Here is a 23,676-nt window from a genome sequence, read left to right on the forward strand (position 1 = left end):
TTACGCCTTGCCAAGGCTGTCGTTAAAGCGATAACCCAGCCCGCGCTGGGTGCTGATCAGGTTGAGGCTGCCATCCGGGTCGAGCTTTTTGCGCAGGCGGCCGACAAATACCTCGATGACATTGCTGTCGCGGTCGTAATCCTGCGCGTAGAGATGTTCGGTTAACTCCAGCTTGGAAATGTTTTTACCCGGATGCATCGCCAGATAGGTGAGGGTGTTGTATTCAAACCCGGTCAGCTCCACTTCTGCACCATCGCGATAGACGCGCTTGGCACTGGTATCAATGGTGATAGGGCCATAGTTCAGTTGCGAGGAGGCGTGGCCGCTGGCGCGACGCAAGAGCGCATGGATACGCGCTTTCAACTCTTCGGGGTGGAAGGGCTTGGTCAGGTAATCGTCAGCACCGGCCTCCAGGCCTTGTACCTTGTCCTGCCAATTGCCGCGGGCGGTGAGGATCAGGATGGGGAAATTGCGCCCTTTGGCGCGCAATTCGCGAATCACTGTTGTGCCATCCATCAGGGGCAGGCCAAGGTCAATAATGGCCAGGTCATAATCGTACTCACAGCCGAGGAATAGCCCATCGCGGCCATCGGCAGCGGTATCGCAGGCATATTTCTCGGCGGCCACCAGGGAAGCTATTTGCTCGCGCAGGCTTTGTTCATCTTCCACTACAAGTAAGCGCATGTCCGGCTCCGGTTATTCTGTTCTCAGGGGGAAAGGAGTTCACCTGTCTGCCCGTCTACATGGATAACACGCATGCGTCCGGCATTCAGAATTTTCACACCATAAATTGTGCCTGATCCTGTGCGGCGGGTGCTCACGCTCATCACCTGGCCACCGGTTTTGTCGCGCACCAACTGTGCTGCGTCAGCAGGGCTCAGGCGGGGCGGGGCAAACTCTTCGGCAGGCTCACTGGATTTTGGGGCCATCAGGTTATTGGCACCCTTGGATTGCGCGGGGACTCCCAGGTCACCCTCCAGGAAATCATCGGCACTCACTGCACAGGCTCCAACAGCGAGCAGGAGATAGATGGCAACTGACCTGGACAGAGAGTGTAAACAGCAGAGTTTCATGGGCGTGTCATTCGCGGTGTTCATGGGTACAACAGCAACTTGCTGGCGCTCCACATCCGGTGTGGGTCACAAAGACGATAACTATCGCCCCTGAACTCCTAAAGGTCAACGCCAACGGACTTTTCTAGCGGCCGTAGGATACATCGACACGAATCCGGTCGCCGGGATGTTGGGTTGTCTCGGTGTAATAAATGCGGCCATTGTGGCTGTAGCTCACATCGTAGCCCACCAGCCGACGTTCATATTCGGTGCGGTAACGGGTTTGGCAGACTTCGCGATCTTCATAGCGGGTGACCGTGCGGCCGCCACCGGAAGCACTGTTGCCAATCGCTGCACCTATAACGCCGCCGGCAGCGGCTGCATGGCCACTGCTGTGGCCCAATTCATAGCCAATCGCGGCGCCAATCAGACCGCCGACAACTGTGCCGCCGAAGGAGTCGCCGCCGCGCCGCTCGCGGTAGGCGACGGTTTCAACACGGCAGGTGTCGACCGGGACTTCCACGGCGACCGTGCGGTAAATCGGGCGAGCGGCAACTACCGGGGCATAGGCGATGGGCCGCTCATAAACCACGACGCGCTCGCGATAGTGATGCGAGTGTTTTTGCTTGTGGTATCCCCGGTCATGATCGGCCAGGGCCACCCTGGAAAAGGCAGTGCCAAGGCTGGCAAGCGCAATAATCAGCAGGGATGTGCGTATACCTTTGTTCATGGAAGAGCCCTCGGTCTGGTTGGCTTTGATGGTATCGTCAGGGGGATAACCTGATGGCTAACAGACTAGGCGCAGGTAACTGAACTCATACTGAAAAAGCCGGGTGCAGGCCGCACAGTTTTGCGTGTGAAATAAAGCGCGCAAATCACCCCAAATGCATCCATAACTCAGGCTATAATTGCGCCTATTTTTTCTCTGCTGATCCGGAGTGCTTTTTTGAGGTCGGCAAGGTTATTGATTGACAGCTTTTCAAGTGGAGCAGTTGTTGCTATGACGGATATGAAAGTGGACAGCGTAAAAGACTATATGGCGCACATCGGTATCAAGGCACGTGCAGCATCGCGCCTGATTGCCGCTGCTCCCACTGCCACTAAAAACAATGCACTCCTGGCGATCGCCCAGGAATTGGATAAGTCACGTATTACCCTGGTGGCGGAGAACCAGAAAGACCTGGCGGCAGGTAAAGCCAATGGCCTGGACTCCGCCATGCTGGATCGCCTGACCCTGAAACCTGCCACTATCGATGCCATGATCGAAGGCCTGCGCCAGGTGGCGGCATTGCCGGATCCCTGCGGTGAAATCACCGATATGAGCTATCGCCCCACGGGTATCCAGGTGGGCAAGATGCGTGTGCCCCTTGGTGTCGTGGGTATCATCTATGAATCCCGTCCCAATGTGACTATTGATGCCGCCAGCCTGTGCCTGAAATCGGGCAATGCCGCAATCTTGCGCGGTGGCAGTGAAGCGATTCACTCCAACCGAGCCATTGCCCATTGCCTGCAGGCCGGCCTAAAGGCGGTGGGTTTGCCGCGCGAGGTGGTACAGGTGATTGAAACAACTGATCGCGCGGCGGTAGGTGAGCTGATTACCATGCCCCAGTATGTGGATGTGATTGTTCCCCGCGGTGGCAAGGGGTTGATCGAGCGCATCAGCAGCGAGGCCAAGGTGCCGGTTATCAAGCACCTGGACGGCATTTGCCATGTGTATATCGACGCAACGGCTGACCTCGAAAAGGCCCTTGTGATCGCCATCAATGCCAAAACCCATCGCTATGGTGTGTGCAATGCAATGGAAACCCTGTTGGTACAGGAGCAGGTAGCACCTGCCATACTGCCGCGCCTGGCGGCGGCCTATGCCGAGAAGGAGGTGGAATTGCGCGGCTGCGCTAAAACCTGTGCCCTGATCGATGCCAAGCCGGCTACGGAAGAAGATTGGTCTACCGAGTACCTGGCGCCGATCCTGTCGATCAAGCTGGTGGCCGGCCTGGATGAGGCTATTGAGCACATCAATCGCTACAGCTCCCAGCACACAGATGCCATAGTGACCGAGAACTACACCCTTGCCCGCCGCTTTATTACCGAGGTGGATTCCAGTTCGGTAATGGTCAATGCCTCTACCCGTTTCGCCGATGGTTTTGAGTATGGCCTGGGGGCGGAGATTGGTATTTCCACGGACAAGATCCATGCGCGTGGCCCGGTAGGCCTGGAGGGGCTTACCTCCCAGAAATGGGTGGTCTTTGGCGATGGCCATGTGCGCAAGTAAGCCGGGCGCCTGCGGCTGATGCGTCCGACCCTGGGATTGTTTGGCGGCACCTTTGACCCGATCCACATCGGTCACTTGCGCCTGGCCCTGGAGTTGAAGCAGCAGCTGCAATTGGATGGCATGCGCCTGATGCCCTGCCATCTACCGGCCCATCGCGACCAGCCCGGAGCCAGCAGTACCCAGCGTGCGACCATGTTGCAGCTGGCGCTGGCAGCCTGTCCCGAGTTAAGCATCGACCTGCGCGAAGTGGCGCGCGCGCGCGCGTCTTACACCGTCGATAGCCTGAGTGAATTGCGCGCTGAGCTGGGCGCCGAAACCAGTCTGGTGTTTTGTCTGGGCACAGACAGCTTTGCCGGGCTGGATCGCTGGCATCGCTGGCAGGAGTTGCTGCAGCTGGCGCATCTGGTGGTGGTTGAACGTCCGGGATGGGATATCCCGAGCACTGGCCCTGTCAGGACTTTACTGGCGCAACACCAGGGGGCTCCCGGGCAGCTCAGGCTTGCGGCTTGCGGGAGTATTGTGCGTTTGGCGCCGCGCCTGCTGCCCATATCGGCCACGGAAATCCGCCAGTTAATCGGCGCGGGACAATCGCCCCAGTTTTTAGTGCCGGATTCCGTCTGGCAATACATTGGCCAGGAGCGGTTATACCGCTGATGCTGTCAGGGTGGTGTCGCCGCCTTGTTGAATTTTTACGTTTTATTGTTTACAGGTAACTGCATGTCAGATTTAAACCAAGCCATCATCAATGCCCTCGAAGACCTTAAGGGTAAAAACATTGTCACCCTGGATGTCCGCGAGCTGTCCGATGTGATGGATACCCTGATCATCGCCAGCGGTACCTCCAGCCGCCATGCCCGCGCCCTGGCGGAAAACCTGGTGGAAGATACCAAGAAGCAGGGGTTCCGTGCGCTGGGTATCGAGGGACTTGAGGTGGGGGACTGGGTGCTGGTGGATTACGGTGATACCGTGGTGCATGTGATGCAGCAGGAGACCCGCGATTTCTACGAGCTGGAAAAACTCTGGTCGATGAAGCCGGCCAATCGCAGTTAGTGCCAGGCATCGTCCGGTATCAGGGTACAAGACACGCCGTAAACCCCTCCATGGGGGCTCGACGTCGACATCCTGTCTCCGACGGTCTTGTACCCTGATACCGGACGATGCTTTCCGGATCTTGCCAAATTAAAGCCGATGCGTATTCGAATTATTGCCGTGGGCACCAAAATGCCCGAGTGGGTTGAACAGGGTTATGCCGAGTATGCCAAGCGCATGCCGCGTGATCTCGCCGTGGAAATGGTGGAGTTGCCGCTCGCCCAGCGCAGTAAAAACAGCGATGTTGCCAAAGCCATGGAGAAAGAGGGCGAAGCCATGCTCGCCGCTATCGGCAAGGGGGAACAGGTGATAGCCCTGGATGTCAAAGGCAAGCCCTGGAGTACGGAACAACTCGCGGAGCAGCTGGCCAGCTGGAAAATGAGCGGCAGTAATTTCTGCTTGTTGATTGGCGGCCCCGATGGCCTGGCGCCGGCCGCGCTGGCGCAGGCAACGATCAAGTGGTCATTGTCGCCCCTGACCTTGCCCCATCCGCTGGTGCGCATCCTGTTGATTGAGCAGCTCTACCGCGCCTGCACGATTTTGCAGAACCATCCTTATCACAAATAACCCATAACCTGTGTCGACCCGAGTTTTCCCGAGCGATGGAAGAAACCCAACAGTTTAAAGATCACCAGCGTGAGCAGCGGTTGTTTCGCAACCGGGTGGTGGTGATGCTGCTGTTCATGCTCATGCTGCTCGGCTCACTGGGGTACCGCTATTACGATTTACAAATCGTCAACTACGAAGACTACGCCACCCAGTCTGATCGCAACCGCATCCACGTTCAGCCTATTCCCCCCACGCGCGGCATGATCTTTGATCGCCAGGGCGAGCTGCTGGCGGACAACAAACCCAGTTATACCCTCACCATTGTCAGCTCCAACCAGGCCCAGTTGAATGACATGATTGAGCGGTTGAAAACGATTATTCCCATCAGCGCGGCTGACCTGGGTAAGTTCTACCGCCTCAAAAAACAACAGCGCCACCACCTTGACCCTGTTCCACTGCGCTACAACCTCACGGAAGCGGAGATTGCGCGTTTGGCGGTGAACCAGCATCTGTTGGACGGTATTGAAGTTGAAGCGGAACTGGTGCGCAATTATCCCAAAGCGGACTTGTTTGCCCATGTGATTGGTTATACCAGCCGTATCAACGAGCGCGAAATGTCATCCTTCACGCCCGAGCAAAAGCGGGCCTATTCGGGCACTCACTCGATTGGCAAATTGGGTATCGAGCGCAACTATGAAGATGTCTTGCTCGGCCAGGTCGGCAGCCAAAACGTGGAAACCAATGCGCGCGGTCGCGTTATGCGCGTATTGGATCGTATCGATCCGGTGCAGGGGCAAGACCTGCAACTGCATTTGGACACCCGTTTGCAAGAAACTGTCGTTGCTGTCATGCAGGGGCGCCGTGGTGCCGTAGTGGCCATTGATGTAAAGACAGGCGGTGTGCTGGCGGCGGTCAGCAATCCCGGTTTTGATCCCAACCTGTTTGTGACCGGGATTAGTTACCGCGATTACAAGAACCTGAATGAAGATATAGACACGCCGCTGTTTAACCGCTTCCTGCAGGCGCAATACCCGCCCGGCTCGACCATTAAACCCATGATGGGCTTGGCGGGGTTGCATTACGGGTTTACCGATGTGCACCGCACGATTAATGACCCGGGGATCTACCGCTTGCCCAATGTGTCGCGCCCTTTCCGCGACTGGAACTGGGACAAGGGTGGACATGGCCGGGTGGATCTAAAGCGGGCGATCTCGGAATCGTGCGATACCTATTTCTATGACTTGGGTTTCCGCATGGGGATCGACCGCATGAGCGAGTTTGGCAACCAGTTTGGTTTGGGGGTGCAAACCGGTATCGATATTCCCCATGAGCGCCGGGGTGTCTGGCCGTCGCGCGAGTGGAAACGCGCCGCCAAAGGCCAGGCCTGGTATCCCGGCGATTCAGTGAATATGTCCATCGGCCAGGGCTATACCCTGACAACACCACTGCAACTGGCGGTGATGACCGCTACCATCGCCAATCGCGGGGTGCGTTATCGCCCGCAATTTATTCGCAAGCTTGGCAACAAAGTGTTCGAGCCGATCGTGGAAGAGGTTATCGACACCAAAGCCGAATATTGGGATGCCATCTTTGAGGGTATGGAAGAAGTCATGACCGGTGCCAGGGGCACGGCCCGCCGTCATGTGAGCCAAATGGCGGAATACCGCATGGCAGGTAAATCGGGGACTGCCCAGGTGATTGGTATTGCCCAGAATGTGAAATACAAATCCGAATTGTTGCAGGAGCGCCATCGCGACCATGCGCTGTTTGTGGCTTTCGCCCCGGTCGATGATCCGCAGATCGCTGTCGCCGTGATGGTGGAAAATGCGGAAAGTGGATCGGGCAAGGCGGCGCCTGTTGCGCGCTGGGTTATGGACGCCTATTTATTGGGTTATTACCTCAAACCGGGGGATGAAGTGCCGCCCTTTGGCTATCACTCAACGGCCATTATTAAGCGCGCCAATGCCTATATCGCCCAGCGCCAGGCGGCTCGGGAGACCAGGGCAACGGGTGCCTCTGCCCAATCATCCAGTACCCCGGCGGGAGCCAGTCGATGACCAGACAGGATTTTTTACGGCGCATGCCGGATGCTGCCAGTGCTTTCAGTCGCCGCGCGCGCCTGGAAGAGCGGCTCCATATCGATTTTGTCCTGCTGGGGATTTTGCTGGTGCTGACGACGATTGGCCTGACGGTACTCTACAGTGCCAGTGGCCATCACCTTCCCAGTGTTGAAAAACAGGCGACCTTCTTTGCCCTGGCCTATATCACCATGTTTGTGGTGGCCCAGATTCCGGTCGACTTCATGCGCCGTATGGCACCGGTCGCCTATACCGGTGGTGTACTGCTGCTGCTGGCGGTGACTGTCTTTGGCGATATTTCCATGGGGGCCCAGCGCTGGCTGCAGATTGGCAGTTTCCGTTTCCAGCCCTCGGAAATCATGAAGCTGGCAATGCCCATCACCCTGGCAGCCTACTTGTCCCAGCGCTTTTTGCCGCCGCGATTCAAACACGTGGTGGTCTCTTTGGTGTTAATTGGTATCCCCACCGCCCTGATTATCGAGCAGCCGGATCTGGGCACCTCGATCCTGGTGGCGACATCGGGGTTAATGGTGTTGTTTTACGCGGGTCTGCTCTGGCGTTATATCGCGGTAGCCGTGGTGGTGTTCCTCGCCAGCCTTTGGCCTATTTGGCACTTTATGTTGCATGATTACCAGCGTCGCCGGGTGTTGACCATGCTTGACCCGACATCCGATCCCCTGGGGGCCGGATGGAACATTATCCAGTCCAAGACAGCCATAGGCTCCGGTGGCTTGTCGGGCAAAGGCTGGATGGAGGGCACCCAATCGCGCCTGGACTTCCTGCCTGAGGGGCATACGGATTTTATTATCGCGGTAATGTCCGAGGAGTTTGGCCTGTTAGGGGTTGTCGTACTGCTCAGCCTTTATGCTTTGCTGATCGGGCGCGGCCTGACCATTGCCCTGCGTTCGCAGAATGCATTCGGGCGCATGCTGGCGGCCAGCATCAGCACCACTTTTTTTGTGTATGTCTTCGTCAATATGGGTATGGTGTCAGGTATGTTGCCGGTGGTGGGGGTGCCCCTGCCGCTGATCAGCCAGGGCGGGACGGCCATCGTGGCCCTATTTGCCGGCTTTGGTATTTTGATGGCCATTGCTACAGAGAAAAAACGGGTCATGACGCCCCAGTCGTAATCGTTGATCACAGGATTTTGTTATGAAGTTATTGTTGCGTATGGGTAGGTTGATGGGATTTAACCTGGGGCTGCTGGCTGCAACGACAGCCTGGGCAGACTACAGCAAGCACGAGCTTGCCGAAGGTTTTGTACAGGATATGGTGGCCAAACACAGTTTCAAGGCCGATGAAGTCCGCGAAATACTCAAACGCGCCAACAAGCGTCAACCGATCCTTGACGCGATTTCCCGCCCCGCCGAAAAAACCAAGCCCTGGCGCGACTATCGCCCTATTTTTATCCAACCCCTGCGTATTACCAATGGCGTCGCCTTCTGGAAAGAAAACCAGCAGGCATTGAATCGTGCTGAACAGGTATATGGTGTTCCCGCCGAGGTGATCGTGGCCATTATTGGCGTGGAGACCAATTACGGCCGCAATATGGGCAGTCATTACGTGCTGGATGCGCTTTCGACCCTGGCATTTGACTATCCACCCCGTGCACCTTTTTTCCGCTCCGAACTGGAGAACTACCTGGTATTAACCCGCGAACACCAGCAGAGCCCGACGTTGTTTAAAGGCTCCTATGCGGGTGCCATGGGATTTGGCCAGTTCATGCCGTCCAGTTATCGCAACTTTGCCGTGGATTTTAGCGGCGATGGTTTTGCCGATATCTGGAATAATCCCACCGATGCGATTGGCAGTGTGGCGAATTATTTTGTTAAACATGGCTGGCAATCGGGTAAGGCGGTGGTCATTCCAGCAAAATTTGATGGCGAACGAGAGCTGGCCGGGTTCAACAATATTGTGCCTCCGGCGGTCAGTGTTTCTGCGTGGAAAAAGAAAGGGGTGGCGCCTACTGGCAGGGTGAATAGTAAAACACCCGCCATTGCTATTGAGTTTGATGGGGCTAATGGGCTGGAATACTGGTTGGGCCTGCAGAATTTTTACACGATCACCCGCTACAACCGCAGTCCCATGTATGCCATGGCCGTGCATCAGTTGAGCCAGGAAATTAAAGCCGCAAAAGAAAAATCCCGATAACAGCTCGCAACGGGTCTTTGGTGAGAGGGTATATCCAATGCTGATGATGCTCCCCCGCAACAGGTTTGCACTGAGCGGATTTCATCTGCTGTGTGCACTGTTGGTGTTGATGGTTGGCTGCAGTCAGCAGCCAGCGCAAAAAACACCGCCGACCACCGGCAATGAGGGGCGCTATAAACACGATAAGGATTTCGGCCCCGATGAAGATGTTGATCTCTCCCATGTGCCCGATGCGGTGCCACGCCATGAACAGCGCACGCGCGCGGGCAATAAAAACCCGTATACCGTGCTGGGGAAAACCTATTACCTGATGGAGGATGAAACCGCCTATCGCGAGCGGGGCCATGCCTCCTGGTATGGTAAGAAATTCAACGGCTACCACACCTCCAATGGCGAACTGTACGACATGTATGCCATGACGGCGGCGCACAAAACCTTGCCCATTCCCTCTTATGTGCGCGTTACTAACCTCCAGAATGGAAAAAGCGTGGTAGTGCGGGTGAATGATCGCGGGCCTTTTCATGATGGGCGCATCATTGATTTGAGTTATGCCGCTGCCCAGCGTATTGGTATTCACAAAACCGGTACTGGCTATGTAGAGGTGGAAATTGCATTGCCTAACGATGCCACTCCGATTCCGCGCCGTCCGCAAACGCAACAGGGACAGGTGGAATCTGTCTTGCCACCGGGGACTTTCTTGCAAGTGGGGGCATTTGGAAGCCGCCAGGCTGCCCAGGATTTTGCCAATCGTTTGCGCGCCCAATTGACGATCCCCGTTGTGGTGACATCGGCTTCACAACCCAGGGAAATCCATCGCGTCCGTGTTGGTCCCTTTAAGGATGCGGCCAGTTTGCAACAGGGCCGAAATCAATTGGCGCGCCTTAAAATTTTTGATGCCCATGTTGTTTACCAACAGTAAAGTTCAGCCTGTGTTTGGCTTGTGTTAATTCATTACTGGTACAATTTGCGCGTATTTTTTCACTCGTTTTATTTAGCGAACTGACAAGGTGTTAAACAATCCCATGGTTAGAAAAATTCTGTTGGCAGCTGCGCTGCTCGCCACCACATCCGCCTTTGCACAGGTTCCTTCCAATACCCTGCCAACGTCAACGCTGCCGACGCCCAATCCAACGGCTGCTCCCGTTCCGGCGCAACCCGTGGCGATTCCCCAGGCACCGCAATTAGCGGCCACTGGTTATATTCTGGTGGATGCGACGACAGGCAGTATCATTGCCGAATTCAATGCAGAGCAAAAATTGCCACCGGCCAGCCTCACCAAAATGATGTCCAGCTATTTGATTGTCGATGAGCTGGAAAAAGGTCGCTACCAGGAGCAAACCCTGGTCCCTATCAGTGTGAAGGCGTGGCAGATGGGTGGTTCACGCATGTTTGTGAAAGAGGGCACCCAGGTTCCGCTGATCGACTTGTTGCGCGGCGTGATTATCCAATCCGGTAACGATGCCACTGTCGCCCTGGCTGAATATCACTCCGGTAATGAGGATGCGTTTGTTGATCGCATGAATCAAAAAGCCGCTGAGTTGGGGATGGTGAACACCCATTTTGAAAACTCGTCCGGATGGCCGGCCGAAGGGCACCTCACTACTGCCAAAGACCTGGCAATTTTGGCCCGTGCGATAATCAATGATCATCCCATTTACTATCCGCTCCATGCGGAAAAATATTTTGTCTACAACGATATTCGCCAGCGCAACCGCAATGAGCTGTTATTCCGCGATGAGACTGTGGATGGCTTAAAAACGGGCCATACCGAAGAGGCGGGCTATTGCCTGGTTGCCTCATCCAAACGCGAAAACACACGTTTGATTGCTGTCGTTATGGGCACCGCCAACGAAAAGGCGCGCGCTGCCGAAACACAAAAGCTCCTGGCCTATGGTTTCCGCTATTTCCAAACAACTACCTTGTATCAAGCTGGTCAGGAGTTAAGCAAACAGCGTGTCTGGGCGGGTAAAACCGATGAAGTGACGCTCGGGTTGGCCAATGCGATTACCCTGACTCTGCCAAAAGGTCGTGAGCAGGGGCTGCAAGCCAAGATGCACGTCAATGAAACGATCAAGGCGCCGCTCCAGGTTGGACAGGAGTTGGGCAATTTGACGATAGAGCTGGATGGCCAATTGATCGTCAACAGTCCGATCGTAGCCCTCAATCCTGTAGAGCAAGCAGGTTTCTTCGCCCGTGTCTGGGACAGTATCAAGCTGTTCTTCCGCGGGTTATTTAGTTAGCTAACCTCTGGTGTAATCCATAAAAAAGGCCCGCAAAGCGGGCCTTTTTTATGAGGATAAACGCGCTGTCAACTCTCTGTAGGTTCTGCGGCAGGGCGGCGGGCAATTTCATTAATCTGGTCAACCAGCGCTGGCAGCATGGCCTCACTGTAACCAATGTGAACATCCGCCACCTTGCCATCCCGGCCGATGATCACCATATGGGGAATCCCCTCTACGCCGAACTTCTTGCCGATCTTTCCCTGGGCATCGGAAATCAACACCATGTCGGTATTGGACAAGGCCTTGGCGATTTTGCGGAATTGTCGGCGGTCTTCCCGGTAATTGATGGAAATGACTTGTAGTTGTTCCGTGGTTGCCGATTTCTGGATTCCGCCCAGTACGGGCAGCTCTTTCATACAGGGGCCACACCAAGTTGCCCAAAAGGAAACAATCACCACCTTACCGTAGTAATCGGAAATCCTGACCTCCTCTCCCAATGAGGATTTTCCCAGGGCGTCGAGTGGCGTATCGCCCGTTTTATAGGGTGCCGAAGTGCTGGTATTCGCGAAGAGTGCCAGGAGCAGGATCATCAAATATTTCATAGCAGGGGTCCCTGTCATTATTAGGTGGGTAGTCCGGGGTCGCAGGATTGCGAATTCGCTGGCTAAAAGCAAGCGGGATATGCGGCATCTTTCTTTTGGCCTGCGTCTTTGGGAACGCGCATCTCGCCCTTATAATAGCGGCATTCTGCTGGAGCTTATGTCATGTCCGAACAACAACCCCCCAAGATTGAATTCCCCTGCGAAAACTACCCCATCAAGGTACTGGGCGATGCCGGACAGGAGCTGCACAGCCTGGTCATCGATGTTATGGAGCGCCATGCCCCCGGTTTTGACCAGACCCGCATCACCATCAACGAGAGCAGTAAAGGTCGCTTTCAGTCGCTGACGGTGTGGATTACGGCAACCGGGGAGCCGCAATTGCGCGCAATCCACGAGGATTTGCGTATCAGCCAGCGTGTAAAGATGGTGATCTAGGTGGCTTTATTGCCCTTGCTTGACGTCATCAACCTGGGCCGGCAGCCCTATGAGCAAAGCTGGCAGGCGATGACCGCATTTACCAATCAGCGCACGCCGGACACGCCTGACCAATTATGGCTGGTGGAGCATCCCCCGGTATTTACGCAAGGGCAGGCCGGTAAGGCGGAACACCTGCTATTCCCCGGCGATATTCCCGTGGTACAGACAGACAGGGGCGGGCAGGTGACTTACCACGGCCCCGGCCAACTGGTGGCCTACCCGCTGCTGGATTTGCGTCGCCTCAAAATGGGGGTGCGCGACCTGGTAACGGCGATTGAGCAGACTATAGTGGCCACTCTGGCTGAATATGGCATTGAGTCCTACCCAAAACCGGATGCCCCCGGTGTTTATGTAGAAAACCACAAAATCGCCTCCCTGGGGCTGAGGGTGCGCCGCGGCTGCAGCTTTCACGGTTTGGCACTCAATGTGGACATGGACTTATCACCTTTTTTACGGATTAATCCCTGTGGTTATCAGGGCCTGGCCATGACCCAAATGCGCGATCTTATGCCTGAAACGCCCAGCCTGGTGCAGGTACAAGAACAACTGGTTTGCCAATTCGCGCGGAAATTGGGTTACGAAACCTGTACAATGCGCGCCAATTGACTCCCGAAATGCACATCAACGGGCTAGTGGCACTCTCGCTGCCAATACAAAGAGCTTTTTATGTCTGATCTACCTCCTGTATCCACCTTCGCTCCTGAATTGCAACCGGTCAAACGCACCGAGCGTTACAAACAGGGTGAAAAGTTGCGCGATGCCGACAAGGTAGAGCGTATCCCGGTAAAGGTGATCGCCTCCGACCGCGACGACCTGCCGCGCAAGCCTGACTGGATTCGCGTGCGCATCCCCGCCTCGCCGGAAGTAGAACGCATCAAATCCATCCTGCGTAAAAACAAGCTATCGTCTGTCTGCGAAGAGGCCAACTGCCCCAACCTGGGCGAATGTTTTAGCGGCGGTACAGCCACCTTTATGATCATGGGAGACATCTGTACCCGCCGTTGCCCCTTTTGCGATGTGGGCCATGGTAAACCCAATCCGTTGGACGAAAATGAGCCGCGCCAATTGGCTGAAGCCATTGCCGAGATGCGCCTCAAATACGTGGTCATCACCTCGGTAGACCGCGATGACTTGCGCGATGGCGGCGCCCAGCATTTTGCCGATTGTATTCGTGAGGCTCGTGCGTTGAGCCCCAAACTGCAAGTGGAAGTGCTGGTGCCTGATTTCCGCGGCCGGATGGACATCGCCCTGGATATCCTGGAGCAAGAAGCGCCGGATGTGTTTAACCACAATATGGAAACCATCAAGCGCCTCTATCGCCAATCGCGCCCCGGCGCTAACTATGAATGGTCATTGGAACTGCTCAGGCAATACAAGGCGCGCCGCCCTGATGTGTTGACCAAATCCGGGCTGATGGTTGGTTTGGGTGAAACCAAAGACGAAATCATCGAAACCATGCAGCATCTGCGTGATCACGATGTGGATATGCTCACCATTGGCCAGTATCTGCAACCCTCCAGGGATCACCTGCCGGTAGATCGTTATGTGCATCCGGACGAATTTGCCGAATACACGCAACTGGCAGAGCAAATGGGCTTTAAACATGCAGCTTGTGGTCCATTGGTTCGCTCCAGCTATCACGCTGACAAGCAGGCCCATGGTGAGTCAGTACAATGGTTTGGCGACGCTAAAAAAGCCTGATGATATTCCCGGTCTGTTCCAGGCCGGGTAATCGCCTGTTTTCAGGCGGGATTCATCTCCCTGTTGTTATACCTCTCCCTCATCTCTTCTATAGTTAATTAATTCCAGCGTCTCCCATACTGGTTATTTTGGCGTTTTATCGTGATCACAACGGCTCGTTGTCAATCCCCTGCGTTCGCAGTCATTCCCCTGCAAGATGCGCCACAGCATTTTTCCCAGGTCGCCTCCTGGCACCATCAGGAGTGCGAGCGCCAGGGATTAAAGTCCACTCTGGTCTTACGCCAGCAGCGTTTAATGCTGCACATGCAAACAGCGTCTATACCCACGACATTGGTCGCCTTGGTGAACCAGCAATTAGTGGGTTGTGTCAGCCTGGTTGATTACACCTATCGCACCAGTCAGCGTATGCCCAAGGTAAATAGTCCCAGCCCTTTATGGCTGAGCAATCTGTATGTCGACGAAGTCCATCGCCGCTGTGGTATCGGCAACCAATTGATCGATGCTGCCAAGCAATATGCCAGGCTGCTAAACGCTGATGAGCTGTGGTTATCGGCGAGTGACTTTACGGATTACTACCAAAAGCGGGGCTGGAGCATTGAACGCCGCACCCGGCTGGCGGGTAGGCCGGTCAATGTTATGCGGGTATTACTGTGAGTGTGGCTGACCTGTAAAAAGGCAGGCAACCTTCTCAAGGTCGCCTGCCTTTTTTATGGGGGATTTTTACTTCTTCGGATATTTCCATACAAAACAACATCTTAGCTTTTGGCCTTTGAACGTTTAGGGGCGACCCCTTTTATTCATATCCTTTCTTTGTACATATTGTAATATAATATATTGAAATTTTTATGAGGTTAGGCTATTTAGCCCATAACAATAGCGTCATTCCTGAAAAATAGCGTGACATTATATTTTGATAGTATTATTGTATGACATATGTGGCATTGCAATAATGCTATCCATTGGCTGGAGAGGCTAGCTACCGGTCAGTGAAAAACGAGGTTAATTAATAAGTAATAACAACGTGAGAGGGTAAACCTACATGAAATTGACAAGCCTGGCGCTTGCCATGAGCGGCCTGCTGATATTGGGCGGTTGTGGTGGCAGCGGTGACAATAAAACCTACCCATCGACTCCGGCATCTGAAGAGCCTTCCTATAGTAAGCCAAGCGTATCAACCTCTATCCCACTGACTGTGGAGGGTTCAATTGATTGGCAGGATATTGGTGTCCACGATCCATCTGTCGTGAAAGCCGGTAGTACTTACTATATTTTTGGTTCGCATCTGGCTGCCGCGAAATCAACCGATTTGATTAATTGGGAATACATTTCCGTTTTATCTGCTAATGACAGGGTAGATGAGAGCCCACTGTTTAATACCTACTCAACCGAAATAGCTGAAGGTATTACCTGGTCTGATGGCTATAAAGGTAACTGGGCTGCCGATGTTATTCAGGCGCCTAATGGCAAGTATTGGTTTTATTACAATCATTGTGCGCAAACGGAAGCTGATGGTGGATGCTGGAACCGTTCATATCTGGGGCTGGCAGAAGCTGAATCGATTGAAGGCCCTTATGTTGATAAGGGTGTGTTTTTGCGTAGCGGTTACCGCGAGGCCGGTGAGTTTTCTTCCTATCCACTGGATAACGGCCAAACAACCTGGAATGGTGCTGTAGATCCAAACGTGATTGACCCTGCTGCCTTCTACGATAAAAGTGGTGGCTTATGGATGGTTTATGGCTCCTACTCGGGTGGTATTTTCGTGCTGGCTATGGATGAAAATACTGGCAAACCCAAAGCTGGCCAAGGGTTTGGTAAACGTTTGGTTGGCGGTGATTTCCGAGCTATCGAAGGTGCATTTGTCATGTATAGCCCGGTAGCCGATTATTACTACCTGTTCTATTCTGTGGCCGGGTTTGCAGCGAATGATGGCTACAACATTCGTATTGCCCGATCTAAAACACCCGATGGCCCCTATCTGGACCCCGCTGGAAACGATATTAAAGATGCTGCTGGCCTGGAGATTGGCGGTAAGTTATTGGGCGGGTTTGAGTTCGTCCAGACATTGGGCGAAGAGGGTAAATCCTGGGGGTATCAATCACCGGGTCACAACTCTGCATATTATGATGCAGCCACCGGACGTCATATCCTGGTCACACATACACGTTTCCCTGCAACATCAACTGACTATCCCAACAACGAAGAAGCTCATGCTGTTCGTGTTCATGAAATGTTTGTGAATAAAGCGGGATGGTTGGTTGCCTCACCACAGCGCTATGCTCCACTTGAGGGGCAAAATGTTGTTGATGTCAATGAAATTCCCGGTTACTACAAATTTGTTAATCAGGGTAAAGCTGTCAATACGGCTGCGATTAAATCAACGTATATTGCATTGAACACGGATCGCAGTGTGACTGGTTCTGAATCGGGTAACTGGGCTGCACAAGGTGGCGATGCTATCAAGCTGGAATTAACGTCAGGTGTTTATTTTGGTGTTGTCAAATGGCAATGGGATGACAACCTGAAAGAGCTGGTTCCAGTGTTTTCTGCAATGGCTGCTGGTGGTGAAACGGTGTTTGGAACGCGAGTTGACCCCATTACGGCAACCAGTGAAGCGCTGGCAACAGTGGCTGATGCCCTGGATGTTAAAACCGAATTAACAATTTCCGATGAAGGTTATTCTTTACCTACTGCGGGTAAAAACGGCGCGGCCATTAACTGGGAAAGCAGTAATGAATATTACATTGGCAACAATGGTAATGTCTTTATCCCGACACCGGATCTTGGTAATCAAACAGTAACCCTGACGGCCAATATTACGCTCAATGGTCAGAGCACTACGAAAGAATTTACGGTTACCCTCTATGCACGCCCCGTCTTTAGAAATGCTGTTGCCCATTACAAGTTTGAAGATGTATTAACGGATGCAATGGGTAATTATGCATCGGCGAGTGCCACAGATAATAATTTATTAAATCTGGGGGCAACCAGTCCGGCGTATTCAGCAGGTTATGCTGGCCAGGCTTTCCAATTCAATGGCAATAATGGCGTACGCTTGCCTGATGACATCATTAAAACCAGTGAATATACCGTATCTTTCTGGATGAAGGCGGAAGCATTGACTGCCTATACGCCCGCATTCTTTGCGGCAACAGCTGACAACCAGTGGATCAGCTTTATCCCGGATAGTGCAGCGCACTTTACGACGACATCCCTTGTCTGGAGCTATATCTTCCAGGACGGCACAGTAGAAACTGATGATTGGAACCAGATCGTACACACAGCTAAAGCACCGTTAAATCAGTGGCAGCATGTGGCAATTACTTATGCTGATGCCACTATGAAGCTTTACATTAATGGTAGTTATGCAGGTTCAATGCCCCGTCAGGATATTTTCAGTGCTGCCGGTGGTGGTTTGTTTGCACTCGGTGTTAATTATGGCTGGGATATACCATTCAAGGGTCAAATTGATGAGTTTATTGTCTATGACTATGCACTGAACAGCCTTGATATTAATGGTGCCGCTATTAATAACCTGACAGATCCCTCCTTATTTGCCGGCTTTGTGAAAGATGCGCTGGTACTGGGTGATATGTCGGCAGTGCGCGAAAACTTTGAGCTTCCTCGTGTAGGTCCTTTTGTGTCCGGCATTAGTTGGGCTTCCAGTAATGAGACATTCCTGAAGCCTGTTAATGGGGTGGCGGAAGTGACTCAACCCAGTGCCTTACAAGGCGATCAGGTCGTAACTCTAACGGCGACCATTACGTTTGAGGGACAAGTACAAACCAAGACATTTGACGTTACTGTCAAGTCACTCGCACCGGCAGAGTACAGTTTTGAAAATGATCTGCTGGAAGCCAAAGGTGCCTATGGTGCTGGAAAAATTACCGGTGATCGTATTCTGGGGGCAGGTGGTAGTGTCACTTACGTTGAGGGTGTGAAAGGTTCAGCGCTGAGCCTGGATGGCACATCAGGTGTGAGGTTGCCAGATAACCTGATTACTGGAAACAGCTATTCTATCGCCATGTGGTTGAAGCCCGCTGCATTCACCAACTTCACGACGGCGTTTTTCGGCGGTGCCTCGGGTACTTCCTGGCTTAGCCTGGTGCCATCCATGAATGGCAGCAATAAAACCCGCCTATGGGCAGACAAGGGGGGGTATTTCGATAAGGGTGAGCTGGACATGCGCATACCCCAAAACGCATGGACCCACATTGCCATCACTGTCGATGGTGACAATAGTGACACGGTGAAAATATACATTAATGGTGTACTTAAACTGGAATCCACCGGCTTCCCGCGCGTATTCACTGTACCGGGTGAAACCAATGAATTCGCCATTGGTGTGAATTATTGGGATACCCCCTACAACGGTGCAGTTGATGAGCTGAAGATTTTTAGTGGTGCCATCACAGCTGAATCGATTGGTGAACTATATCAAGAGGGGTCAGCTTCTGTAGCTCAATAACGTGAACAGGGGGAGTTCGCTCCCCTTATCTGACCTGTTGAGATGGCGAGAAGTCGGTCGTTCAGAACTGATTTTCAGTTACACATAAAGAACGGCCAGAACCGATATTAATAAAAATTCTGGAGTCACATCATGTACTCAAAAAAAGCTTTGTCTAGTGCAATACTGGCGGTGATATTGGCGCAGTCTGCTATTGCCCAGGAAGAACCGCAGGAACAAATCGAGGAAATTGTTGTTCAGGGGATTAGAGGAAGTTTGAGCAAAGCGCTTGATATCAAGCGTAATAACATTCAAATTGTTGATTCGATTGTTGCTGAAGATATTGGTAAGTTTCCTGACAACAACGTTGTGGAGGCTTTACAGCGCGTAACCGGTGTCCAGACTACCGGTCGTGGCTCGGGAGAAGTTAGTACGGTGTCTATTCGTGGTTTGACCGATGTGCACACTACGGTTAATGGTCGCGATATTTTCACCGGTGCCGGTCGGTCGGTAGCCCTGCAAGATATTCCTGCGAGTTTATTATCCAATGTAATGGTCTACAAAACTCGTTCAGCAGATCAGGTTGAGCGAGGCATTGCGGGTTCAATTGATATTAAAACCCACCGCCCGTTTAATTTTGACGGGGAAAAAATTGTATTAGCCGGTCGCGCCATTTATGGCGATCAGGATGGAAAAACGGATCCGAATATCAGTGCATTATTTAGCAACCGTTGGGAAACATCCGCCGGTGAGTTCGGTGCACTCTTAAACCTATCGTATGTTAAGACCAATTATCGTGACGATACGATGACTGCGGGTGCTGTATTTCCCTATTTCTCTGCTAATCCGCACTTTGCCTACTCACCTTATGAAATGATTCCAAATAACTACAATGCGGAAGGTGTAGGTGATGGCAGCTTAATCTGGCAGGCAGGTCTTGAGAACGGACTTCCCTATGCACCGGGTTCGACCCTGAACATAGGTGGTGAGGCGGTTGATTATTTGCTGATGCGTGACGCGGTGTTTGGTACATCTTTTACCGGTAAGCGTGAGCGCCCCGCGGCCAGTGTTTCCTTCCAATGGGCTCCTAACGATGAGCTGGAAATCCTTGCGGAAGGTTTTTATACCGGATACAAAAACTCATCACAAAATGCCATGTGGTTCTCTAATACCCTGGAGCATGGCGATGGCAATATCGATATCCCCGTGATTTATGATGGTACCGTCGTCGTTAAAGAACACCAGGGACGGAACAATGGTGGTTTCCAAAGTGGTGATTACTCCTATGGTGAAACAGATAGTTATTTGTATGCCTTGGGCGCCAAGTGGGAACCATCGGATAAATTAACCATTAATTCAGAGCTGGTATATCAGGACAGTAAATACACTACGGACTTCTTCGCCATGCGCTTTGCAAGAACAGCCTATGGCCTCGATGTGGACTATAACAATAAGGACGGTTTGCCATCACTGCATTTTTGGGATAACCCTGCTACTCCATCTCTTGATGAGTCTGATATGGCTGCTATTGGCAATTGGACTGCTTCAACGATATGGGACAATGGCGGCGGTAACTCCGGTGACTCAACGGCATTCACACTGGATGTGGAATGGCATGTCGATAACGGGTTTATCAATTCAGTTAAAGCCGGTGGACGCTATGAAGTTAGAGGGGCGCAAGAGTTTACCCGTGGACAAGACTCTTCCTCTGTTGCAGGTATTAGCCTGACTGACTTAATGGATCAGCTGGTTGCCAATGGCGCCAAAGGTGATGGCTCCGGTTTGATTTTTACGGTTAATGATTATTTTGATGGCCGGGCAGATATCTTTGACAGTTTTATCACCGCTGATGGTTCCTATTTATTAGACAACGCAGACGCTGTCCGCGCCGTCTACGGCTTGGAAAAAGAAAACGTTTACAAGACTTTTGATATTGAAGAAACCTCGGCTGCACTTTACCTCACCAGCAAGTTTAGTCTTGGTGACGATATCAGTGGTGAACTGGGCGTGCGTTATGTTTCCTATGAGCAGGACATGCAGTTCTGGTCAGAAACGTCAGCACAATCTAACCAATACAACTATAGCGAAGGTAAAGGCGACGCAAGCAAAGTCCTGCCAAGCCTGGTTGTGAACTGGAATGTTACGGATGATGTCGTTGCTCGTGCATCCTATACCCAGACATTGCGTATGCCCAACTTCGCGGATTTGAATGCACTGCAATATTGGTTTGATCCTGTGACCAGTATCCCCTATGGAACCGGTAATGGTGGCAACCCGGATTTACAGCCTACGGAATCAACTAACTATGATTTATCACTGGAGTGGTATTTTGCAGAAGGCAGCTCACTTTATGGCGCCTGGTTCAAGCGAGAAATTGATGGTTTGGTGATTGCGGGGCGCAAAACCGTGACCAGAACGGGGGACGATGGTGTCACTCGTCCCTATGTACTGAGCGCCCCCGTCAATGCGGCTAATGGTGAGTTGTCTGGTTTGGAGATTGGCTTTGTTCACTTTCCAGATTATCTGCCCAATGCTTTGGATGGTTTAGGTATTCAGGCAAGTTTCACACTATTGGATTCTTCACAATCAACACCGGAGTTCGATACGGACGGTAATATCAGTCGCTATGTTGACTCAAAAATGGCGGGTGTTTCTGATTCTTCCTACAGCGTTGTACTGGCATATGATAAGGATGCATTTGAAGCTCGCTTGTCTTATGTGTGGCGTGAAGAATTCTACACGGGTAATGAGGCGGCTATTTTTGCTAACCCAATCCAATTCTGGAGCCGTCCGGAGCGTAGTCTGGACTTTCAGTTAAGTTATGATGTGTTGGATAACCTCACCTTGACCTTCGATGCAACTAACTTACTGGATGATGTCTATCAAAGTTATTACGGTAAGGGAAATCAAAACCTGTTTAACTTTGGTAATGCCGTTTACTCAAAAACCTATGCCTTGGGTGCGCGCTATTCGTTCTAGGGTTATTAGCGTTTAAAAAAGCCCCGCTCGCGGGGCTTTTTATTGTCGGCGATATTGTCAATCAATCTTTTTCAGCCTGGATCTGGCTTTTTGATTTTTATTGTATATAATAATACAAAATGGGCGACGAATTTCATCCCCCCGAAATCTATCGCATCGTTTTTGAGTTATCCGCTTTGTCGTTGGATGGTGTAACAAGCCCTTGTTAACACCAGATTTTATGCCGCTGCAGTTGCCTGTAGCGGCTTTTTTGTTTTTGCGGTCATCGCTCGTTGTTTGATGATAAATCTGTGCCTGCAGCAGTTTTTGTGCAATGAATATTGCGTCACTTACGTCATATCTATCCCATTCTTTGCTTTTTGATTTTTTATCTTATTAGAAGATTTTGCTGGTCTATACTCTGCCAGGTCGGTGTATTTAGCCGCCAAAAATTACCTGCTCTGTCGAGTAGCAGGCTTAACCACTCCAAAACAAGCACATGCTTTCTATCGGCGGAGATTCTAGTGGGAAGTTTATCGCTCAGGCTAAAAATCCTGTTTAGTGTGACGGCCAGTTGTCTGGCTGCAGTGATTACAACGGCCATCTTTATGGCGCAATCCGGTATTCAAACGACGCGCGATACCATTATTAAAGATTCTCAAATCCTGGCCCAGGTGTTGGGTGAGGCAAGTACTGGTGCGATTACCTTTGAAGATACTGCTACGGTCAGTGCATCGCTGGCGGCACTCAAGCTCAGTCCCAGGGTGATTTCGGCGGCGGTCTATGCCGACAACAAAGCATTTGCCTGGTATGTGCAAGGCCGCGACGCGGAAAGTGCCGGTACAGAAATCCCCTCACAGCCGCCCGCGCCCGGTATTGTAGAGCGCGATGGTTTGGTGGAAATTACCGAAGCGATCTATAGCGATTCACAGTTGGTTGGTGTTATCACGTTACACATTAGTATGAGCGAACTGAGCGCTATTGTTGCCGAGGCGATTAAATATTCGCTGTTAGTGATCCTGGTGTTGGGGCTATTGGCACTCCTGGTGTCTTATCTGGTGCAGCGCAGCATTGTGCGCCCCATCAATCATATTGTTGATGCCTTGCATAACATTTCGGAAGGTGAAGGTGACTTAACCCAGCGCTTGCCGATATCCGGCCGCGATGAGGTTGCGGAATTAGCCAGTTGCTTTAACCGTTTTGTCGAGCGCTTGCAGACAATCATTGCCCAGGTGGTAAAAACGGCAGACAGTTTGCGTGAGGATGCCGAACGCTTATCGCAGCTCTCTTCCGACAATGAAAAAGCCATCCTGCAACAGCAAAATGAAATCCAGCAGGTTGCCCAGGCGATCCGCGAAATGGCGATTGTGGTCGATAACGTGAGCCAGCGTGTTACCGAAACAGCCACTGAGTCACGCCAGGCTGATCTGGTCGCCGTTGCCGGCAAAGAGCGGGTGATGGCAACCATGATGCAGATTAAAAACCTGTCGGAAGAATTGAACGCGGCTACTGGTGTGATTGACCGTTTGCAGCAGGAAACGCAGAGCATCGGCGGTGTACTGGATGTTATTAAAGGTGTTGCAGAGCAAACCAATTTATTGGCGTTAAATGCGGCGATAGAGGCGGCCCGGGCCGGCGAGCAAGGTCGCGGTTTTGCGGTAGTGGCCGATGAAGTACGCACCCTGGCGTCGCGCACACAAAGTTCTACCAGTGAAATCCGTGAAATGATCGAAGGCCTGCAATCCGGTTCGCATCAAGCCGTGACCATGATGTCGGAGGGCAATAACCAGGCGGGAGCCTCTGTCGCGCGCGCCAACCAGGCCAGTGAGTCACTGGAGGAAATCACTGCAATTGTCGGTGTCATTCGCGACCGCACTAACCAGATTGCCACCGCTGCCGAGCAGCAAAGTGCATCGACTCGCCAGATGGAGCGGAATATCCATCATATTTCCAATGTCGCGGTGGATGCTGCCCAAAGTTCAAGCCATATCAGTACCAATACCCGCCTTCTGGCCGATAGTGCCAGCCATTTGGCAGAGCTGGTGGGCCGTTTTCGTGTTTAGTTGTTAAAGGTAGATAGT

The 23,676-nt window shown here is 52.4% G+C and carries 20 protein-coding genes; 16 read left to right on the plus strand and 4 right to left on the minus strand.

All coding sequences use genetic code 11. From position 1 onward, the window contains the following. From CJA_RS03830 to CJA_RS03840, 3 genes are all read right to left on the minus strand, one after another. Complete coding sequence (locus CJA_RS03830) at positions 1-684, minus strand: response regulator transcription factor (protein WP_012486443.1); 684 nt, start codon at positions 682-684, stop codon at positions 1-3. Between the two features lie 23 nt (positions 685-707). Beyond that, on the minus strand, positions 708-998 hold the full coding sequence (locus tag CJA_RS03835) for a PepSY domain-containing protein (RefSeq protein ID WP_148208796.1): 291 nt from the start codon (positions 996-998) through the stop codon (positions 708-710). A gap of 199 nt (positions 999-1,197) precedes the next feature. Then, a complete protein-coding gene (locus CJA_RS03840; protein ID WP_012486445.1) occupies positions 1,198-1,782 on the minus strand; it encodes a glycine zipper 2TM domain-containing protein in 585 nt (194 codons plus the stop codon). Positions 1,783-2,052: 270 nt separating this feature from the next. On the opposite strand from CJA_RS03840, the gene CJA_RS03845 reads away from it, so the two are divergent. The 9 genes from CJA_RS03845 (at position 2,053) to CJA_RS03885 (ending at position 11,431) form a co-directional block, all read left to right on the plus strand. Continuing rightward, entirely contained in the window at positions 2,053-3,324 is a 1,272-nt protein-coding gene (locus CJA_RS03845) for a glutamate-5-semialdehyde dehydrogenase (protein ID WP_012486446.1), read from the plus strand. 18 nt (positions 3,325-3,342) lie between these two features. After that, entirely contained in the window at positions 3,343-3,978 is a 636-nt protein-coding gene (nadD, locus tag CJA_RS03850; protein WP_012486447.1) for a nicotinate-nucleotide adenylyltransferase, read from the plus strand. A 63-nt stretch (positions 3,979-4,041) separates the two neighbouring features. After that, on the plus strand, positions 4,042-4,374 hold the full coding sequence (rsfS, locus tag CJA_RS03855) for a ribosome silencing factor (RefSeq protein WP_041551031.1): 333 nt from the start codon (positions 4,042-4,044) through the stop codon (positions 4,372-4,374). 138 nt (positions 4,375-4,512) lie between these two features. Next, positions 4,513-4,980 (plus strand): 23S rRNA (pseudouridine(1915)-N(3))-methyltransferase RlmH, encoded by a 468-nt coding sequence (gene rlmH, locus CJA_RS03860; protein WP_041551033.1) that lies wholly within the window; start codon positions 4,513-4,515, stop codon positions 4,978-4,980. 35 nt (positions 4,981-5,015) lie between these two features. Beyond that, positions 5,016-7,019 carry a penicillin-binding protein 2 gene (gene mrdA / locus CJA_RS03865; protein ID WP_012486450.1) on the plus strand — a complete coding sequence of 668 codons (2,004 nt, stop codon included), beginning with the start codon at positions 5,016-5,018 and terminating at the stop codon, positions 7,017-7,019. Then, positions 7,016-8,170, plus strand: a complete 1,155-nt coding sequence (gene rodA / locus CJA_RS03870; protein WP_012486451.1) for a rod shape-determining protein RodA — start codon at positions 7,016-7,018, stop codon at positions 8,168-8,170. The genes mrdA and rodA overlap by 4 nt, the downstream gene beginning before the upstream one ends. A 22-nt stretch (positions 8,171-8,192) precedes the next feature. Further along, positions 8,193-9,191 carry a lytic murein transglycosylase B gene (gene mltB / locus CJA_RS03875; protein ID WP_012486452.1) on the plus strand — a complete coding sequence of 333 codons (999 nt, stop codon included), beginning with the start codon at positions 8,193-8,195 and terminating at the stop codon, positions 9,189-9,191. 37 nt (positions 9,192-9,228) lie between these two features. Then, positions 9,229-10,110: a septal ring lytic transglycosylase RlpA family protein gene (locus tag CJA_RS19840; protein ID WP_012486453.1), complete on the plus strand. Its 882-nt coding sequence runs from the start codon at positions 9,229-9,231 to the stop codon at positions 10,108-10,110. A 103-nt stretch (positions 10,111-10,213) separates the two neighbouring features. Then, positions 10,214-11,431 (plus strand): D-alanyl-D-alanine carboxypeptidase family protein, encoded by a 1,218-nt coding sequence (locus CJA_RS03885; protein WP_012486454.1) that lies wholly within the window; start codon positions 10,214-10,216, stop codon positions 11,429-11,431. Between the two features lie 68 nt (positions 11,432-11,499). Here the strand turns inward: CJA_RS03885 and CJA_RS03890 are convergent, their stop codons facing one another. Further along, positions 11,500-12,015 (minus strand): TlpA family protein disulfide reductase, encoded by a 516-nt coding sequence (locus tag CJA_RS03890; RefSeq protein ID WP_041551035.1) that lies wholly within the window; start codon positions 12,013-12,015, stop codon positions 11,500-11,502. 162 nt (positions 12,016-12,177) lie between these two features. On the opposite strand from CJA_RS03890, the gene CJA_RS03895 reads away from it, so the two are divergent. The 7 genes from CJA_RS03895 (at position 12,178) to CJA_RS03925 (ending at position 23,658) form a co-directional block, all read left to right on the plus strand. Beyond that, positions 12,178-12,450: a YbeD family protein gene (locus tag CJA_RS03895; protein ID WP_012486456.1), complete on the plus strand. Its 273-nt coding sequence runs from the start codon at positions 12,178-12,180 to the stop codon at positions 12,448-12,450. Continuing rightward, positions 12,451-13,098, plus strand: coding sequence for a lipoyl(octanoyl) transferase LipB (gene lipB, locus CJA_RS03900; RefSeq protein ID WP_012486457.1), 648 nt, complete (start codon positions 12,451-12,453; stop codon positions 13,096-13,098). It begins immediately after the preceding gene. 60 nt (positions 13,099-13,158) lie between these two features. Beyond that, positions 13,159-14,193 (plus strand): lipoyl synthase, encoded by a 1,035-nt coding sequence (gene lipA, locus CJA_RS03905; protein WP_012486458.1) that lies wholly within the window; start codon positions 13,159-13,161, stop codon positions 14,191-14,193. Positions 14,194-14,334: 141 nt separating this feature from the next. Further along, positions 14,335-14,847 carry a GNAT family N-acetyltransferase gene (locus CJA_RS03910; protein WP_012486459.1) on the plus strand — a complete coding sequence of 171 codons (513 nt, stop codon included), beginning with the start codon at positions 14,335-14,337 and terminating at the stop codon, positions 14,845-14,847. 385 nt (positions 14,848-15,232) lie between these two features. Beyond that, positions 15,233-18,658, plus strand: a complete 3,426-nt coding sequence (locus CJA_RS03915) for a LamG-like jellyroll fold domain-containing protein (RefSeq protein WP_012486460.1) — start codon at positions 15,233-15,235, stop codon at positions 18,656-18,658. A gap of 132 nt (positions 18,659-18,790) precedes the next feature. Next, complete coding sequence (locus tag CJA_RS03920; protein WP_012486461.1) at positions 18,791-21,616, plus strand: TonB-dependent receptor; 2,826 nt, start codon at positions 18,791-18,793, stop codon at positions 21,614-21,616. Positions 21,617-22,119: 503 nt separating this feature from the next. Further along, positions 22,120-23,658, plus strand: coding sequence for a methyl-accepting chemotaxis protein (locus CJA_RS03925; RefSeq protein WP_041551037.1), 1,539 nt, complete (start codon positions 22,120-22,122; stop codon positions 23,656-23,658). Positions 23,659-23,676 lie beyond the last annotated feature (18 nt).

Origin of the sequence: Cellvibrio japonicus Ueda107 (assembly GCF_000019225.1) — a bacterium.
In the GTDB taxonomy this organism is placed as follows: Bacteria; Pseudomonadota; Gammaproteobacteria; order Pseudomonadales; family Cellvibrionaceae; genus Cellvibrio; species Cellvibrio japonicus.

Excerpts from the sequence above, each read along its gene's own strand:
- CJA_RS03885 (WP_012486454.1), top strand. The coding sequence starts at position 10,214 with ATGGTTAGAAAAATTCTGTTGGCAGCTGCGCTGCTCGCCACCACATCC.
- rodA (WP_012486451.1), top strand. The coding sequence starts at position 7,016 with ATGACCAGACAGGATTTTTTACGGCGCATGCCGGATGCTGCCAGTGCT.
- CJA_RS03840 (WP_012486445.1), bottom strand. The coding sequence starts at position 1,782 with ATGAACAAAGGTATACGCACATCCCTGCTGATTATTGCGCTTGCCAGC.
- nadD (WP_012486447.1), top strand. The coding sequence starts at position 3,343 with ATGCGTCCGACCCTGGGATTGTTTGGCGGCACCTTTGACCCGATCCAC.
- CJA_RS19840 (WP_012486453.1), top strand. The coding sequence starts at position 9,229 with ATGCTGATGATGCTCCCCCGCAACAGGTTTGCACTGAGCGGATTTCAT.
- CJA_RS03915 (WP_012486460.1), top strand. The coding sequence starts at position 15,233 with ATGAAATTGACAAGCCTGGCGCTTGCCATGAGCGGCCTGCTGATATTG.
- CJA_RS03830 (WP_012486443.1), bottom strand. The coding sequence starts at position 684 with ATGCGCTTACTTGTAGTGGAAGATGAACAAAGCCTGCGCGAGCAAATA.
- CJA_RS03920 (WP_012486461.1), top strand. The coding sequence starts at position 18,791 with ATGTACTCAAAAAAAGCTTTGTCTAGTGCAATACTGGCGGTGATATTG.
- mrdA (WP_012486450.1), top strand. The coding sequence starts at position 5,016 with ATGGAAGAAACCCAACAGTTTAAAGATCACCAGCGTGAGCAGCGGTTG.
- CJA_RS03895 (WP_012486456.1), top strand. The coding sequence starts at position 12,178 with ATGTCCGAACAACAACCCCCCAAGATTGAATTCCCCTGCGAAAACTAC.
- mltB (WP_012486452.1), top strand. The coding sequence starts at position 8,193 with ATGAAGTTATTGTTGCGTATGGGTAGGTTGATGGGATTTAACCTGGGG.
- rsfS (WP_041551031.1), top strand. The coding sequence starts at position 4,042 with ATGTCAGATTTAAACCAAGCCATCATCAATGCCCTCGAAGACCTTAAG.
- CJA_RS03845 (WP_012486446.1), top strand. The coding sequence starts at position 2,053 with ATGACGGATATGAAAGTGGACAGCGTAAAAGACTATATGGCGCACATC.
- CJA_RS03890 (WP_041551035.1), bottom strand. The coding sequence starts at position 12,015 with ATGAAATATTTGATGATCCTGCTCCTGGCACTCTTCGCGAATACCAGC.
- lipA (WP_012486458.1), top strand. The coding sequence starts at position 13,159 with ATGTCTGATCTACCTCCTGTATCCACCTTCGCTCCTGAATTGCAACCG.
- rlmH (WP_041551033.1), top strand. The coding sequence starts at position 4,513 with ATGCGTATTCGAATTATTGCCGTGGGCACCAAAATGCCCGAGTGGGTT.